Here is a 16379-nt window from a genome sequence, read left to right as displayed (position 1 = left end):
CGCCGCACCGGCGCCGCACCGGCGCCGCCCGGCGGCCCTCGCGGCGCGGGCGGGGTATCGTCCGCCGCGGCGCCGCTCGGATTCCGGCCGTCAACGCCTCGCGGGCCGATGCGGTAGAATTCCATTTTGGAATAAGGATCGGAAGATGCACTGGCAGCCTCGGATCGCCCACTTGATGCCCGTCCCGCGTGAGTCGTGCCCCGCGGCGGAGCGTCACGTCCGCCACGCACGATCGTGTAGCAGTATCTGAGCGCCGCGAAGCGACCGACGTGGGTAGGCCGTCGGTGGCGCTTCGCTCCAAGAAGATTTCCAAGCATTGCGCCCCACGCGCACCGTCAGCCGTCGCCTCGCCATGAGCGCGCCGGGCTGATCCACCGAGTCGTCCACACATGAACGCACCTCAAGTTTTCGATCCGCACGGAGCCGCCGCCGCGGTCGCCGCCGATCCTGAAGCGCGCCTGCGCGAAATTCCCTATAACTACACGTCGTTTTCCGACCGTGAAATCGTCATCCGTCTGCTCGGCGACGACGCATGGGCGGTGCTGGCCGAACTGCGCGCGGAGCGCCGCACCGGCCGCTCGGCGCGCATGCTCTATGAAGTGCTCGGCGACATCTGGGTGGTGCGCCGCAATCCTTACCTGCAGGACGATCTGCTCGACAACCCCAAGCGCCGGGCGATGCTGATCGAGGCGCTGCATCACCGTCTGTCGGAAATCGAGAAGCGCCGCCGCGCCGATCTGACCGAACACGGCGACGAAGCGGGCGTCGAACGTGCCGCGCGCGTCGAAACGCTGGTGCAGGCCGCGCGTCGTGCCGTCGACGAATTCGAAAGCGAGTTCCAGAAGACTTACGATCTGCGCCGCCGCGCGACGAAAGTGCTCGGCCGCGTCACGCAAAAGGACAACATCAAGTTCGACGGTTTGTCGCGCGTTTCGCATGTGACCGACGCGACCGACTGGCGCGTGGAGTACCCGTTCGTCGTGCTGACGCCGGATACCGAGGCGGAGATCGCCGGCATGATCAAGGCGTGTTTCGAGCTTGGACTGACCGTGATTCCGCGCGGCGGCGGCACCGGCTACACCGGCGGCGCCGTGCCGCTGACGCCGTTCTCCGCCGTCATCAACACGGAAAAGCTCGAGCAACTGGGCGCGGTGGAAATGACCGAACTGCCGGGCGTCGACCGCAAGGTGCCGACTATTTTCTCCGGCGCGGGCGTCGTCACGCGGCGCGTGACCGAGGCGGCCGAGCAGGCCGGCTTCGTGTTCGCCGTCGACCCGACTTCGCTCGACGCCTCCTGCGTGGGCGGCAACGTCGCGATGAACGCGGGCGGCAAGAAGGCGGTGCTGTGGGGCACGGCGCTCGACAACCTCGCCTGGTGGCGCATGGTCGATCCGGAAGGCAACTGGCTGGAAGTCACGCGTCTTGCGCATAACCTCGGCAAGATTCACGACGTGGAGGTGGCGCGCTTCGAGCTGAAATGGTTCGACGGCAACTATGCGCCGGGCGAGAAGCTGCTGCGCACGGAGTCGCTCGACATCAAGGGCCGCGTGTTCCGCAAGGAGGGCCTCGGCAAGGACGTCACGGATAAATTCCTCGCCGGCCTGCCGGGCGTGCAGAAGGAAGGTTGCGACGGTCTCATCACGTCCGCGCGCTGGGTGCTGCACAAGATGCCGGCGCACACGCGCACCGTCTGTCTGGAATTCTTCGGCCAGGCGCGCGAGGCGATTCCGAGCATCGTCGAAATCAAGGACTACCTGTTTGAAACGTCGAAGCAGGGCGGCGCGATTCTCGCCGGCCTCGAACACCTCGACGAGCGTTACCTGCGCGCGGTCGGCTATGCGACGAAGAGCAAGCGCAACGCGTTTCCGAAGATGGTGCTGATCGGCGACATTGTCGGCAACGATGCGGACGCCGTGGCGCAGGCCACGTCCGAAGTGGTGCGCATGGCCAACGGCAAGAGCGGCGAGGGCTTCGTGGCGGTGAGCGCCGAGGCGCGCAAGCGCTTCTGGCTCGACCGCAGCCGCACGGCAGCCATCGCGAAGCACACCAACGCGTTCAAGATCAACGAAGACGTGGTGATTCCGCTCGACCGCATGGGCGAGTACACGGACGGCATCGAGCGCATCAACATCGAGCTGTCGATCAAGAACAAGCTGCAGCTCGTCGACGCGCTGGAGGCGTTTTTCAAGGGCGGCAAGCTGCCGCTCGGCAAGAGCGACGACGCCAACGAAATCCCGAGCGCCGAGCTGCTCGAAGACCGCGTGCAACAGGCGCTGGATCTGCTCAAGCGCGTGCGCACGCGCTGGGAGTTTCTGCGCGACAAGCTGGACCTGTCGCTGCGCGAGGCGCAGCACTATCTGGTCGGCCTCGGCTACGAGGCGCTCGCCGAGAAGTTCGCGGACCGCGTGGACGCGCAGCCGGACGCGACCGTGTTCCATGTCACGCAGGACCGCACGATCCGCGTGTCGTGGAAGCAGGAAATCCGCGCGGAGCTGCGCCAGATCTTCAACGGCGGCGAGTTCAAGCCGATCCTCGACGAAGCTCAGGCCATCCACAAGCAGGTGCTGCGCGGCCGCGTGTTCGTCGCGCTGCACATGCACGCGGGCGACGGCAACGTGCACACCAACCTGCCGGTCAATTCCGACAACTACGAGATGCTGCAGGACGCCCACAAGGCGGTCGCGCGCATCATGAAGCTGGCGCGTTCGCTCGACGGCGTGATCTCCGGCGAGCACGGCATCGGCATCACCAAGCTCGAATTCCTGACCGACGACGAAATCGGCGAATTCCGCAAATACAAGCAGCGCGTGGATCCGCACGGCCGCTTCAACGCGGGCAAGCTGCTGGAAGGCGCCGATCTGCGCAATGCCTACACGCCGAGCTTCGGCCTCATGGGCTACGAATCGCTGATCATGCAGCAGAGCGACATCGGCGCGATTTCCGAGTCGATCAAAGATTGCCTGCGCTGCGGCAAGTGCAAGCCGGTGTGCGCGACGCACGTGCCGCGCGCGAACCTGCTGTACAGCCCGCGCAACAAGATTCTCGCGACCTCGCTGCTGGTCGAGGCGTTCCTGTACGAAGAGCAGACGCGCCGCGGCGTGTCCATCAAGCACTGGGACGAATTCGGCGACGTCGCCGATCACTGCACCGTCTGTCACAAATGCGTGACGCCGTGTCCGGTGAAGATCGACTTCGGCGACGTGACCATGAACATGCGCAACCTGCTGCGCAAGATGGGCAAGAAGAAGTTCAATCCGGGCAACGCGGCCGGCATGTTCTTCCTCAACGCGACGAATCCGCAGACCATCAACCTCGCGCGCACCGCGATGATGGGCATCGGCTACAAGGCGCAGCGCCTCGGCAACGAGGTGCTCAAGAAGTTCGTGAAGAAGCAGACGGCGCATCCGCCCGCTACCGTCGGCAAGCCGCCGGTCACCGAGCAGGTGATCCACTTCATGAACAAGAAGATGCCGGGCAATCTGCCGAAGAAAACCGCGCGCGCGCTGCTCGACATCGAGGACAACAAGATTGTCCCGATCATCCGCAATCCGAAGACGACCACGGCCGACACGGAAGCGGTGTTCTACTTCCCCGGCTGCGGCTCCGAGCGGCTCTTTTCGCAGGTCGGTCTCGCGACCCAGGCGATGCTGTGGGAAGCAGGCGTGCAAACGGTGCTGCCGCCGGGTTATCTGTGCTGTGGCTATCCGCAGCGCGGCTCCGGCCAGTACGACAAGGCCGAGCAGATCGTCACGGACAACCGCGTGCTGTTCCATCGCGTCGCCAACACGCTGAACTATCTCGACATCAAGACGGTGGTGGTGTCGTGCGGCACGTGCTACGACCAGCTCGCCGGTTATGAATTCGACAAGATTTTCCCGGGTTGCCGGATCATCGACATTCACGAGTTCCTGCTCGAAAAAGGCATGAAGCTCGACGGCGTCACGGGCACGCGCTACATGTACCACGACCCGTGCCACACGCCGATCAAGACGATGGACCCGGTCAAGCTCGTCAATTCGCTGATGGGCTCGGAAAAAGACGGCTACAAGATCGAGAAGAACGATCGCTGCTGCGGCGAGTCGGGCACGCTCGCGGTCACACGTCCAGACATTTCGACGCAAGTGCGCTTTCGCAAGGAAGAGGAAATCCGCAAGGGTGCGGCGAAATTGCGCGGCATACCGCTCGTCGCCGAAGCGGGTGCGAACGCGATCAACCCGGCCAATGCATCGGCCGGCGCGGCCGGTGCGGCGAACGGTTCGGTGCTGAAGGCCGGCGACGGTCCGCAGCCGAAGGGCGCGACCGACGTGAAGATTCTCACGAGCTGCCCGTCGTGCCTGCAAGGCCTGTCGCGCTACAACGAAGACGCGGGCATCGAGGCGGATTACATCGTCGTCGAGATGGCGCGCCATGTGCTCGGCGAAGACTGGATGGTCGACTACGTGCAGCGTGCGAACAATGGCGGAATCGAGCGCGTGCTGGTTTAATGGCACGACTGACGATTTTTGCCTGAGGACGACGATGGATTGCGTTTTTTGCCGTGAAGATGGCGGCGATGTGCTGTGGCAGGACGACACGCTGCGTGTCGTCCTCGCCGACGAACACGATTACCCGGGGTTTTGCCGGGTGATCTGGAACGAGCACGTGGCGGAGTTTTCGGATCTGGACGCGGCGGGCCGCGATCGCGTGATGAAGGTCGTGTATGCGGTCGAACGTGCCATGCGGCGCATTCTCCAGCCGGCCAAGGTGAATCTCGCGAGCCTCGGCAACCAGGTGCCGCACGTGCACTGGCACGTCATCCCGCGTTTTTCGAACGACGCTCATTTTCCGCTGCCGATCTGGGCGCCGCGGCAGCGCACGGTTTCCGAAGCGATGCTGTCGTCGCGCCGCGCGCAAGCCACGCTGTTGCGCGAGGCGGTGCGGCAGGAAATCGAACAGGCGCTCGCCTGAGCGCCCATCACCGCCGCTTCGCACCATGGCCTCACGGGGCGCATGCGGGCGCGGCGGCGTTTTCATATTGAGGCCATCATGAGCGGACTGACTCCCGATACTCCGGTGCCGAGCGGCGTCGTCGTGCATGCGAAGTCGCGTGTGCTCGAATTGCAGTACGCAAGCGGCGAATCGTACCGGCTGCCCTTCGAACTGCTGCGCGTGTATTCGCCGTCGGCGGAAGTGCAGGGTCACGGCCCCGGCCAGGAAACGCTGCAAACCGGCAAGCGCGACGTGACCATCACGATGATCGAGGGCGTCGGCAACTACGCGATCCAGCCGACTTTCTCGGACGGACACTCCACCGGCATCTATTCGTGGGATCTGCTCTACGACCTGGCGCGGCGCCAGGATGAACTCTGGCGCGCGTATCTCGACAAACTCGCTAAGGCCGGCGTCGATCGCGACGCGCCGATGGCCCCGCCGGGCGCTGCGCACGGTCACCGTCACTGATACGATTCGCCAGGCCCGCCGCACTGATGCGGCGCAACATTTGAGAATACGCGGAAAGGACAAGCGCGATGAGCAAAACCCACTTCGGCTTTCAATCGGTCGACGAACAGGAAAAGGCGCAGAAGGTGGCGGGCGTGTTCCACTCGGTCGCCGCCAACTACGACCTGATGAACGACCTGATGTCGGGCGGGTTGCACCGGGCGTGGAAGATGTTCACGATCGCCCAGGCCAACGTGCGGCCGGGCTACAAGGTGCTCGACATCGCGGGCGGCACGGGCGACCTGTCGAAGGCATTCGCGAAACAGGCGGGCGAAAGCGGCGAGGTCTGGCACACGGACATCAACGAGTCCATGCTGCGCGTGGGCCGCGACCGGCTGCTCGACAAGGGCGTGATCACGCCCGCGCTGCTCTGCGATGCCGAGAAAATTCCGTTTCCGGACAATTACTTCGACGTGGTCACCGTGGCATTCGGCTTGCGCAACATGACGCATAAGGATGTCGCGCTGGCAGAAATGCGCCGGGTGCTGAAGCCGGCCGGACGCCTGCTGGTGCTGGAATTTTCGAAGGTGTGGGATCCGCTGAAAAAGGCCTACGACGTCTATTCGTTCAAGGTGCTGCCGTGGCTTGGCGAGCGCTTTGCAAAAGACGCGGAGAGCTATCGCTACCTCGCGGAGTCGATCCGCATGCATCCGGATCAGGAAACTTTAAAAACAATGATGGAACAAGCGGGTCTCGATGGCGTCAAATATTACAATTTGTCAGCTGGCGTGGTAGCTTTACATGTGGGGACCAAATACTAGGGTCTCCAACCCGTCGATTTTTAAAGGAAAGTGCGAAATGTCCGATTCAATGCTGTTATCTCCCCGTAAGGTTAAGCGGTCGCTGGTGAGAAGAATCGGACTGATCGCCATGGTCGGTCTGATCGTCGCCGGCTCCGTCGCGTCGCTCGACGCCGAAGCGCGCCGCATGGGCGGTGGACGTAGCATCGGCCGTCAGTCGAATACCGTCCAGCAGCAGGCCGCGCCGTCGCAGCCGGCGCCCACCAATCCGGCCATGCAGCAGCGCGCGCAACCGGCCCCCGCGCCGGCTCCCGCCCCGGCTGCCCAGCCCAACCGCTCGCGCTGGCTCGGGCCGATTGCCGGTCTTGCAGCCGGCCTCGGCATTGCCGCGCTGCTGTCGCACTTCGGTCTGGGCGGCGCGTTCGCGGGCGCCATGGCCAACGTCATCGTGATTGCGGTGCTCGCGATGATCGGCATCTGGCTCGTTCGCCGCTTCATGGGCCGCAAACGCGATGCGTCGCAACCGGCTTATGCCGGTCACTCGCCGTCGCTGAATTCGGGCGCTGCCGGCTACACGCAGGAGCCGCGCTATACGGCGCCGCCGACGGGCTCGTATCTCGAACCGCAAGGCAATCCGCTCACCACGCCGTCGGTCAACGCCACGCCGAGCGTGCCGGCCGGCTTCGATTCTGACGCATTCCTGCGCAACGCGAAGGTCTATTTCGTGCGCCTGCAGGCCGCGTGGGACGTGGGCAATATCGACGACATCCGCGAGTTCACCACGCCGGAAATGTTCGCCGAGGTGCGCGTCGATCTGGCCTCGCGCGGCGCGGAGAAGAATCAGACTGACGTCGTGCAGCTGAACGCCGATCTGCTCGGCGTCGAAGAACGCGCGAACGAGTACTTCGCGAGCGTGCGCTTCTCCGGCCTGATTCGGGAAGCGCCGGGCGCGGCGGCGGAGCCGTTCGTCGAAGTCTGGAACCTGTCGAAGGCGAACCGTCCGGGCGAAGGCTGGCTGCTGGCCGGCATCCAGCAGGTCGCGCAGCACTAAAGCGGCGCGGGCATGCAGCGCCGGTTGCGATCCGGCGTCTGCAGCTTGCGAGGCCGCTTCGACGTTCTCTTGCGGCGGCTCACCATGCGCCGCGGTTAGCCGTTCGGCCGAGCAGGCCGCGAAGCGAACGGACGTTACAATAGGAACCCGCGCGGGCAGTCGCTCGCGCGGGTTTTTTCTTGCCACTTTCAATGACCCTCGCCGCCAAGCCTTTTGTCGCCGCTGTCAATCATCTGCTTGCCCGCGAATCGTGGGCTCGCGAGCGCCTCGCTCCCTATGCGGGCAAGACCGCCAGACTGTCGTCGCCGCCCGTCGTGCTCACGCTGCTCGTGCAGCCGGACGGCTATCTCGGCACCATCGGCGAAACCGACACGCAGCAGTTCGACGTGACGCTCTCGGTGCCGTCCGACGCCTTGCCCGCCTTCGTGCAGGGCGGCCAGGCGGCCGTCATGAAGCACGTGAAGATCGAGGGTGACGCCGAATTCGCGACCGTCATCGCGAAACTCGCGGAGCACCTGCGCTGGGAGCCGGAAGAAGATCTGGCCAGGCTGATCGGCGACGGGCCGGCGTGGCGAGTGGGGTCGATCGTGCGCACGGTCGGCGAACACGTGCAACGCACCGGCCGCAATCTGCTCGACACGGCCACCGAATATCTGCTGGACGAGAACCCGCAACTCGTGCGTCGCAGCGCGCTTGGCGACTTCAACGCGGAACTGGCGCAAGCGCGCGACGCGCTCGCGCGTGTCGAAAAACGCATCCAGCGTCTTGAACAGAAGGTCGAAGCCCGCGGCGCCGCCGCGCCGGGCAGCGCCGCCACGTCGCGCGGCACGCGCTAGTCACCGGGCACAACTATGCGCTTTCTGCGTTTCCTCAAGATTTTCTTCACCGTAATCCGCTTCGGTCTCGACGAGATGATGCTCGGCCGCGTCAACGACCGGCGCGTGCGCATGCTGCTGCGTATCACGACCATCGGCCGGAAGTTCGAGGCGCCGCCGGGCGTGCGGTTGCGTCTCGCACTCGAAAGCCTGGGGCCGATCTTCGTCAAGTTCGGGCAGGTGCTGTCGACCCGGCGCGACCTGCTGCCGGTCGACATCGCCAACGAACTCGCGAAGCTGCAGGATCAGGTGCCGCCGTTCGATTCGGCGGTGGCGATCGGGCTCGTCGAGAAGTCGCTCGGCGCGCCGGTCGACGTGCTGTTCGACGACTTCGAGCGGGTGCCGGTGGCAAGCGCGTCGATCGCGCAGGTGCACTTCGCGACCGTGAAGGCAGGACAGCATGCCGGCAAGGCCGTCGCCGTGAAGGTGCTGCGCCCGAACATGCTGCCGGTGATCGACTCCGACCTCGCGTTGCTGCGCGACATCGCGGTATGGGCCGAGCGGCTCTGGGCGGACGGCAAGCGCCTGAAGCCGCGCGAGGTGGTCGCCGAGTTCGACAAGTATCTGCACGACGAACTCGACCTGATGCGCGAGGCGGCCAACGGCAGCCAGTTGCGCCGTAACTTCGCCGGGCTCGACCTGCTGCTCGTGCCCGAAATGTATTGGGAATTCTGCACGCCCACCGTGCTCGTCATGGAGCGCATGGTCGGCGTGCCGATCAGCCAGGTCGACACGCTGCGCGCAGCCGGTGTCGACATTCCGAAACTGGCCCGCGAAGGCGTCGAGATTTTCTTCACCCAGGTATTCCGGGACGGTTTTTTCCACGCGGACATGCACCCGGGCAACATTCAGGTGAGCCTCGATCCGGCGCATTTCGGCCGCTATATCGCGTTGGACTTCGGCATCATCGGCGCGCTGTCGGACTTCGACAAGAACTACCTCGCGCAGAACTTCCTCGCGTTTTTCAAGCGCGATTACCACCGCGTCGCGACGCTGCATCTGGAATCGGGCTGGGTGCCGCCCACCACGCGCGTCGAGGAACTGGAAAGCGCCATTCGCGCGGTATGCGAGCCGTATTTCGACCGCGCGCTGAAGGACATTTCGCTCGGTCAGGTGCTGATGCGCCTTTTTTCGACGTCGCGCCGCTTCAATGTCGAGATCCAGCCGCAGCTCGTGCTGCTGCAAAAGACCATGCTGAACGTGGAGGGGCTTGGCCGTTCGCTCGATCCGGAATTGGATCTATGGAAAACGGCTAAGCCCTATCTGGAACGCTGGATGAACGAGCAGATCGGCTTGCGCGGCTGGTACGAGCGGCTGAAGATCGAGGCGCCGCAGTGGAGCAAGACGCTGCCGCAGTTGCCGCGCCTGATTCATCATGTGCTGGCCGAGCGTCATGACCACGGGCGCGTCGGCAACGACGACATGATCCGGCAGATCCTGCTCGAGCAGAAGCGCACTAACCGGCTGCTGCAGGGCTTGCTGCTGTTCGGCGTGGCGGTGGGTGTCGGCGCGGCGCTGGCGCGTCTCTTTCTCGCGCTCGCGTACGGCGCCTGATCCACAGCTTGCGAGGCAAATGATGAGCGATCCGACCCAAACCCCGGTGCCCGAATTCGAGAGTCGCGATCCCAACTCGCCGACGTTCTGGGACGAGCGTTTCGAGCGTCACTTCACGCCGTGGGACCAGGCGGGCGTGCCGTCGGCGTTTCAGGCGTTTGCGGGGCGTCACGCCGGCGAGGCGGTGCTGATTCCGGGCTGCGGCAGCGCGTACGAAGCCGCGTGGCTGGCCGCCCGTGGGAGCCCGGTCCGCGCGATCGATTTTTCGCCTGCGGCGGTTGCGGCTGCGCGGGCGCAGTTGGGCGAACAGCACGCCCAGCTCGTGGAGCAGGCGGATTTCTTCAGTTACGAGCCGCCGTTCACTCCCGCGTGGATTTATGAGCGCGCGTTTCTCTGCGCATTGCCGCCGGCGCGCCGCAGCGACTACGCGCGCCGCATGGCCGAGCTGTTGCCGGCGGGCGCGCTCCTTGCCGGGTTCTTTTTCATCGGCGCGACGTCCAAGGGGCCGCCGTTCGGCATGGAGCGCGGCGAACTCGACGCGTTGCTCACGCCGCATTTCGAGCTGATCGAAGAGGAGCCCGTCAGCGATTCGATCCCGGTCTTTGCGGGGCGCGAGCGCTGGCTCACGTGGCGTCGCCGTGCCTGAACGACGGGCGTTGCCGTGGCTCGCGCCGTGAAGCGCGCGCCTGGCGGCCAGCGCTTGCCCACCCCTTGATTTTTGCCGCGCCCGCCCTCATTTAGCGCAACGGCGGTCGCGTCGGGCGCCGATCCCCAAAATGCCGGGGAGCGTTGCCGTTTGCGGCTATAATTCAAGGCTTTGCAAGCGTTTACAAGATTTCAGTAGGGAAACGGTCATGCCGATCTACGCTTATCGTTGCGAGTCATGCGGCTTTGGGAAGGACGTCCTTCAGAAGATGAGCGACCCCCAGTTGACGCAATGTCCCGAATGCGGGAAAGACACTTTCCGGAAACAGGTCACGGCCGCGGGTTTCCAGTTGAAGGGCTCCGGCTGGTACGTCACCGATTTTCGCGGCGGCAGCGGCGGTACGAGTGCGCCCGCCAATGGCGCTGCGAATGGCGCTGGTGATGGTGCCGATAAGGGCGCGTCCACCGGCAACGGCGCGGCCAAGCCGGAAACGGCCGCGGCCGCCACGCCGGCTGCGCCCGCCGCGGCGCCGGCAGCAGCGGCAAGCGGCTCCGGCAGCGTCTAGTAGCACGGCCGCCTTCACGGGCGGCGCACACGCCGCGCGTTCTTCACGCCGCGCGGCATTCTGGCGGTACACATGACGACGAAAAAAACGACGCTCAAATCGGTGTTCCTGACTGGCCTCCTGGTGCTGGTGCCTTTGGCCATCACGCTGTGGGTGCTCGGTCTCATCATCGGCACGATGGACCAGACGCTGTTGCTGCTGCCGAGCGCCTGGCAGCCGGAGCGCGTGTTCGGCTTTCGCCTGCCGGGCTTGGGCGCGGTGCTCACGCTGGCGTTTGTGTTTGTCGTCGGGCTTCTGACCCAGAACTTCGTCGGGCAAAAGCTCGTGAAGTGGTGGGAGCTCGTGGTCGCGCACATCCCCGTAGTGGGGCCGATCTACACGAGCGTCAAGCAGGTGTCCGACACGCTGCTGTCGAGCAGCGGCAACGCGTTTCGCAAGGCGCTCCTGATCGAATACCCGCGCCGCGGCTGCTATACGATTGCGTTTCTGACCGGCATTCCGGGCGGCGACGTGATCAACCACCTGAAAGAAGACCACGTCAGCGTGTACGTGCCGACCACGCCGAATCCGACGTCCGGCTTCTTCCTGATAGTGCCCAAGAGCGAAGTGATCGAACTCGACATGACGGTCGACGCCGCGCTCAAGTACATCGTCTCGATGGGCGTCGTGGCGCCGTCCGCGCCCGCGGCGCCGCTGCGCCGCACGACAGTCGAGCCGCCGCTGTAATGCCGGCGCGCCCGCCTCCATCGCGGCGCGCCGTTCAACCAATGCAAAACGAAAGTCAAACATCATGTCGATGAGATCTGAATACTGCGGTCTGGTGACCGAAGAACTGCTGGGCCAAACCGTCTCGCTGTGCGGCTGGGTAAGCCGCCGCCGCGACCATGGCGGCGTTATCTTCATCGACCTGCGTGACCGCGAAGGCCTCGTCCAGGTCGTGTGCGACCCGGACCGCGCGGAGATGTTCAAAGCCGCCGAAGGCGTGCGCAACGAGTTCTGTCTGCAGATCAAGGGCGTGGTGCGCAGCCGTCCGGAAGGCACGACGAACGCGGCGCTCAAGAGCGGCAAGATCGAAGTGCTGTGCTATGAGCTGATCGTGCTGAACGCGTCCATCACGCCGCCGTTCCAGCTCGACGACGACAACCTGTCGGAAACCACGCGCCTCACGCATCGCGTGCTCGATCTGCGCCGTCCGCAGATGCAGCACAACCTGCGTCTGCGCTACCGCGTCGCAATCGAAGTGCGCAAGTACCTCGATACGCTCGGTTTCATCGACATCGAAACGCCGATGCTCACCAAGAGCACGCCGGAAGGCGCGCGCGACTACCTCGTGCCGTCGCGTACCAACCCCGGCCAGTTCTTTGCGCTGCCGCAATCGCCGCAGCTCTTCAAGCAGCTGCTGATGGTGGCGAACTTCGACCGCTACTACCAGATCACCAAGTGCTTCCGCGACGAGGACCTGCGGGCCGACCGTCAGCCGGAATTCACGCAGATCGACTGCGAAACCTCGTTCCTCTCGGAGCAGGAAATTCGCGATCTGTTCGAGGCAATGATCCGCCACGTGTTCAAGGAAACCATCGGCGTCGAGCTGGACGCGAAGTTCCCGGTCATGGAGTACTCGGAAGCCATGCGCCGCTTCGGCTCGGACAAGCCGGACCTGCGCGTGAAGCTCGAATTCACCGACCTGACCGACGCGGTGAAGGACGTCGACTTCAAGGTATTCAGCGCGCCCGCCAACACGAAGGACGGCCGCGTTGCGGCGATCCGCGTGCCGAAGGGCGGCGAGCTCTCGCGCGGCGACATCGACAGCTACACGGAATTCGTGCGCATTTACGGCGCGAAGGGCCTCGCGTGGATCAAGGTCAACGAAGTGGCGAAGGGCCGCGACGGTCTGCAAAGCCCGATCGTCAAGAACCTGCATGACGAAGCGGTCAAGGCGATCATCGAGCGCACCGGCGCGCAAGACGGCGACATCATCTTCTTTGCCGCGGATCGCGCGAAGGTGGTGAACGACAGTCTGGGCGCACTGCGTCTGAAGATCGGCCACTCGGAGTTCGGCAAGGCCAACGGTCTCGTCGAGTCCGGCTGGAAGCCGCTGTGGGTGGTGGACTTCCCGATGTTCGAATACGACGAGGAAGACAACCGCTACGTCGCCGCGCATCACCCGTTCACGAGCCCGAAGGACGAGCACCTCGAGTACCTGGAATCGGATCCGGCGCGCTGCCTCGCCAAGGCCTACGACATGGTGCTGAACGGCTGGGAAATCGGCGGCGGCTCGGTGCGTATCCATCGCGAGGAAGTGCAGAGCAAGGTGTTCCGCGCGCTCAAGATCAACGCGGAAGAAGCGCAGGCCAAGTTCGGCTTCCTGCTCGATGCGCTGCAATACGGCGCGCCTCCGCACGGCGGCATCGCGTTTGGTCTCGACCGTATCGTCACGATGATGGCCGGTGCCGATTCGATCCGCGATGTGATCGCGTTCCCGAAGACGCAGCGCGCGCAAGACCTGCTCACGCAGGCGCCGAGCGAAGTCGACGAGCGTCAGTTGCGCGAGTTGCACATCCGTCTGCGCGCGGCCGAGCCGAAGGCGTAACGGCTGCGGCGGCGGCTCGATGCCGCTGACTGCTGTCTGAAAACGACAGCGCAAGCAAAACCAGGAAGGTGCGGGGGGAAACTCCGGCGCCTTTTTCGTTTTTTGCGTTACAGTCGAAGCAACAACGTTCGACCCTTCCTCGACCACTCGCCGACATGTATCGCGCAAGCGTTGCGCATCGTTTTTACGCCATGCTGAAACCGCCGAAGATCCCGCAGTCCGTACTCGTCGTCATTCATACGCCCTCGCTCGAGGTGCTGCTGATCGAGCGCGCCGATATGCCGGGCTTCTGGCAGTCGGTGACGGGCTCCAAGGACAGGCTCGACGAGCCGCTCGCGGAAACGGCCATGCGCGAGGTTGCCGAAGAGACGGGCATCGTGATCGGCGGCGCGCTGGTGCCGCAAAGCGCCTTGTTCGACTGGCAATACTCGATTGAATACGAGATCTATCCGCAGTTCCTGCATCGCTACGCCGAAGGCGTGATCCACAACACCGAGCACTGGTTCAGCGTGGAAGTGCCCGAGCGGCTCGAAGTCACGCTCGCGCCGCGCGAGCACACGGCGTTTCTCTGGCTGCCGTATGAAGAGGCCGCCTCGCGTTGCTATTCCTCGTCGAATGCGGATGCGATTTTGCAGTTGCCGAAGCGGCTGCGCGGGCGTTCGGAGTCTCGCCGATGAGTGTCGGCGGCGCACGCCGTTTCGCTCGTCTGCGGCAATCGCTGCTCGGCCGCCGCTACTGGCAGCGCTACCGCTTCACGAGCGGCAACGAGGTCGAGCTGCTGCGCTCCGGCGACGAGTTCTTCAGCGCGCTCGTCGCGCGTGTGGATGCGGCGGAGCGCGACGTCGTCCTCGAAACCTATATTTTTTGCTACGACGATGCCGGACAGATGGTCAACGCGGCGCTGCTGCGGGCGGCCGCGCGCGGCGTGCGGGTGCGCGTGATCACTGACGGCGTCGGCACCGCGCGCCTGCCGATGTTCAACGATTGGGTCGGCGCCGGCATCGAGCATCGCATCTACAACCCGCACATCTTCGGGCGCTTCGGGTTTTCGCGCACGCATCGCAAGCTCGCCGTGATCGACGATCAGTTCGCGTACTGCGGCGGCATTAATATCGTCGACGATTACGAGAACAACGGCGAGACGCTGCCGTACCGCCGCTGGGATTTTGCAGTCGAGTTGCGCGGCCCGGTGGTCAACGACGTGCGTCAGGCATTCGAGGTGCAATGGCGGCGCATTCGCGTCGGGCATAAACCGCTCGAATCGCTCGAGCCGGATCTCAGCCCGAAGACCACGGCCTCGCTCGGCAGCCTGCGCCGTCGCCGCCGGCGCCGCAACGAGGAACTGTGGGCGGGCGGCCAGCCGTGCGTGGCGTTCGTCGCGCGCGACAACCTGATCAATCGCCGCGCCATCGAAAAGGCGTACCTCGCGGCGATCGGCCAGGCGCGCAGCGAGGTGCTGCTCGCGAATCCGTACTTCATGCCGGGGCGCAAGCTGCGGCGCGCGCTCGTCTATGCGGCGCGGCGCGGCGTGGTGGTGAAGCTGATCATCGGCCGCAAGGAGTTCAAGGCGCTCGATTACGCCGTGCCTTTCCTCTATCGCGCGTTGCTGAGAGCGGGCGTGCAGATCGCCGAGTACGAGAAAACTCTGCTGCACGGCAAGGTTGCGGTGGTCGACTCGAACTGGGCGACTGTGGGCTCGTCGAACCTCGACGCGCTCAGCCTGATGCTGAACAACGAAGCGAACGTCGTGCTGGTCAACGATCCATCGATCGACGCGCTGCGTGAGGCGATGCTCGCCGCCTTCAAGGACGCGCGGCGCATCGACGAAGCCCACTACGACGCGCGCCCGGCCGGCGAGCGCCTGCTCAACTGGCTGGCCTACACGACTTACCGGCTCGCCATGAAGCTTCTGACAGTGGGCGGCTACGACTAGAGTCGGCGGGGCATGCGTAGAGACATGTCGGCAGAGCAAACGAAGGTTTCGTCTGAAGAAGCCATGACTTAAGGCGAACCCCTCTAAAAAATCCGATTCCTCCGATTGCCAGATGCCCCAAAATTGAAACCTGGTTAGAAACCGGTTTCTAATAAAGTCCTTGTTTCGCGGACGGCGCCACTCAATAATAGTACGGCCGTTCGATTTTTTGTTTCGGTCACATTAGAACGGTAAAAACTATGCGAAAAGGCGAACAAACGCGAGCCGCAATTCTCGATGCAGCACTTGACCTGGCAAGCCGCGACGGACTGGAGGGTCTGACGATCGGCCTTCTCGCCGAGCGCATGCAGATGAGCAAGAGCGGCGTGTTTGCGCACTTCGGGTCGCGCGAGGACTTGCAGGTCGAGGTCGTGCGCGAATACCACCGTCGTTTCGAAGACGAGGTGTTCTTCCCGAGCTTGCGCGAACCTCGCGGACTGCCGCGTTTGCGCGCCATGATTTCCCGCTGGATCGAAAAGCGCATACAGGAAGTCACGACCGGGTGCATCTACATCAGCGGCGCCGTTGAGTACGACGACCGCGCAGATAACCCGGTGCGCGAACAACTGGTGTCGAGCGTGACGATGTGGCGGGCGGCGCTCACTCGCGCCATTTCGCAGGCAATGGAAGAAGGGCATCTGCGCGCGGACACCGACCCGCACTTGATGCTCTTCGAACTGTACAGCTTCACGCTCGGTCTGCATCACGACGCGCGCTTCCTGCATCTGCCGGAGGCGGTGCGCCTCACGTGGGCCGCGCTGGAAAAATTGATTGTTTCGTATCAAAGCGAAAGCCGTTAGCGAAAGCCGCGGAACTGCACAAGATCCGGCGGCAAACGTCGCGCAGTGCTTAAGCACTGAAGCGACAGACGAGATCCGCATCACGCCCTCGCGCTCACGGCCTGGCTT

General features: G+C 64.3%; 14 protein-coding genes. All 14 read left to right on the top strand.

Features of this window, described 5'->3' with window-relative positions; translation table 11 throughout:
* Nucleotides 1–389 precede the first annotated feature (389 nt).
* The 14 genes from HV711_RS26730 to HV711_RS26665 all read left to right on the top strand — a co-directional run bounded on the left by HV711_RS26730 (nucleotide 390) and on the right by HV711_RS26665 (nucleotide 16271).
* Complete coding sequence (locus HV711_RS26730; protein ID WP_013587095.1) at nucleotides 390–4484, top strand: DUF3683 domain-containing protein; 4095 nt, start codon at nucleotides 390–392, stop codon at nucleotides 4482–4484.
* A 34-nt stretch (nucleotides 4485–4518) separates the two neighbouring features.
* The gene (locus tag HV711_RS26725; RefSeq protein WP_013587096.1) at nucleotides 4519–4947 is read left to right on the top strand and encodes an HIT family protein; all 429 of its coding nucleotides are present in this window, start codon (nucleotides 4519–4521) and stop codon (nucleotides 4945–4947) included.
* A 78-nt stretch (nucleotides 4948–5025) separates the two neighbouring features.
* Nucleotides 5026–5439, top strand: coding sequence for a gamma-butyrobetaine hydroxylase family protein (locus tag HV711_RS26720; RefSeq protein WP_013587097.1), 414 nt, complete (start codon nucleotides 5026–5028; stop codon nucleotides 5437–5439).
* Nucleotides 5440–5507: 68 nt separating this feature from the next.
* Nucleotides 5508–6239, top strand: a complete 732-nt coding sequence (gene ubiE / locus HV711_RS26715; protein ID WP_015001595.1) for a bifunctional demethylmenaquinone methyltransferase/2-methoxy-6-polyprenyl-1,4-benzoquinol methylase UbiE — start codon at nucleotides 5508–5510, stop codon at nucleotides 6237–6239.
* A gap of 37 nt (nucleotides 6240–6276) precedes the next feature.
* Nucleotides 6277–7269: a Tim44 domain-containing protein gene (locus HV711_RS26710; RefSeq protein ID WP_035484189.1), complete on the top strand. Its 993-nt coding sequence runs from the start codon at nucleotides 6277–6279 to the stop codon at nucleotides 7267–7269.
* 191 nt (nucleotides 7270–7460) lie between these two features.
* Nucleotides 7461–8105 carry a ubiquinone biosynthesis accessory factor UbiJ gene (locus HV711_RS26705; RefSeq protein WP_028361906.1) on the top strand — a complete coding sequence of 215 codons (645 nt, stop codon included), beginning with the start codon at nucleotides 7461–7463 and terminating at the stop codon, nucleotides 8103–8105.
* A gap of 15 nt (nucleotides 8106–8120) precedes the next feature.
* Nucleotides 8121–9698 carry a ubiquinone biosynthesis regulatory protein kinase UbiB gene (ubiB, locus tag HV711_RS26700; RefSeq protein WP_013587101.1) on the top strand — a complete coding sequence of 526 codons (1578 nt, stop codon included), beginning with the start codon at nucleotides 8121–8123 and terminating at the stop codon, nucleotides 9696–9698.
* 22 nt (nucleotides 9699–9720) lie between these two features.
* Nucleotides 9721–10344 carry a methyltransferase domain-containing protein gene (locus tag HV711_RS26695; protein ID WP_035484201.1) on the top strand — a complete coding sequence of 208 codons (624 nt, stop codon included), beginning with the start codon at nucleotides 9721–9723 and terminating at the stop codon, nucleotides 10342–10344.
* Nucleotides 10345–10552: 208 nt separating this feature from the next.
* Nucleotides 10553–10909: an FmdB family zinc ribbon protein gene (locus HV711_RS26690; protein WP_013587103.1), complete on the top strand. Its 357-nt coding sequence runs from the start codon at nucleotides 10553–10555 to the stop codon at nucleotides 10907–10909.
* 72 nt (nucleotides 10910–10981) lie between these two features.
* Nucleotides 10982–11635, top strand: a complete 654-nt coding sequence (locus tag HV711_RS26685) for a DUF502 domain-containing protein (protein ID WP_013587104.1) — start codon at nucleotides 10982–10984, stop codon at nucleotides 11633–11635.
* A gap of 64 nt (nucleotides 11636–11699) precedes the next feature.
* A complete protein-coding gene (gene aspS, locus HV711_RS26680; RefSeq protein ID WP_035484186.1) occupies nucleotides 11700–13499 on the top strand; it encodes an aspartate--tRNA ligase in 1800 nt (599 codons plus the stop codon).
* Between the two features lie 191 nt (nucleotides 13500–13690).
* A complete protein-coding gene (gene nudB, locus HV711_RS26675) occupies nucleotides 13691–14176 on the top strand; it encodes a dihydroneopterin triphosphate diphosphatase (protein ID WP_035484199.1) in 486 nt (161 codons plus the stop codon).
* Nucleotides 14173–15432: a cardiolipin synthase ClsB gene (gene clsB, locus HV711_RS26670; RefSeq protein WP_013587107.1), complete on the top strand. Its 1260-nt coding sequence runs from the start codon at nucleotides 14173–14175 to the stop codon at nucleotides 15430–15432. The genes nudB and clsB overlap by 4 nt, the downstream gene beginning before the upstream one ends.
* A 239-nt stretch (nucleotides 15433–15671) precedes the next feature.
* A complete protein-coding gene (locus HV711_RS26665; RefSeq protein ID WP_035484184.1) occupies nucleotides 15672–16271 on the top strand; it encodes a TetR/AcrR family transcriptional regulator in 600 nt (199 codons plus the stop codon).
* The last annotated feature ends 108 nt before the right edge of the window (nucleotides 16272–16379 follow it).

This window comes from Paraburkholderia phenoliruptrix (assembly GCF_902859825.1).
In the GTDB taxonomy this organism is placed as follows: Bacteria; Pseudomonadota; Gammaproteobacteria; order Burkholderiales; family Burkholderiaceae; genus Paraburkholderia; species Paraburkholderia phenoliruptrix.
Note: the sequence above shows the minus strand (reverse complement) of the source record. Positions and strands in the feature narration are given on the sequence as shown.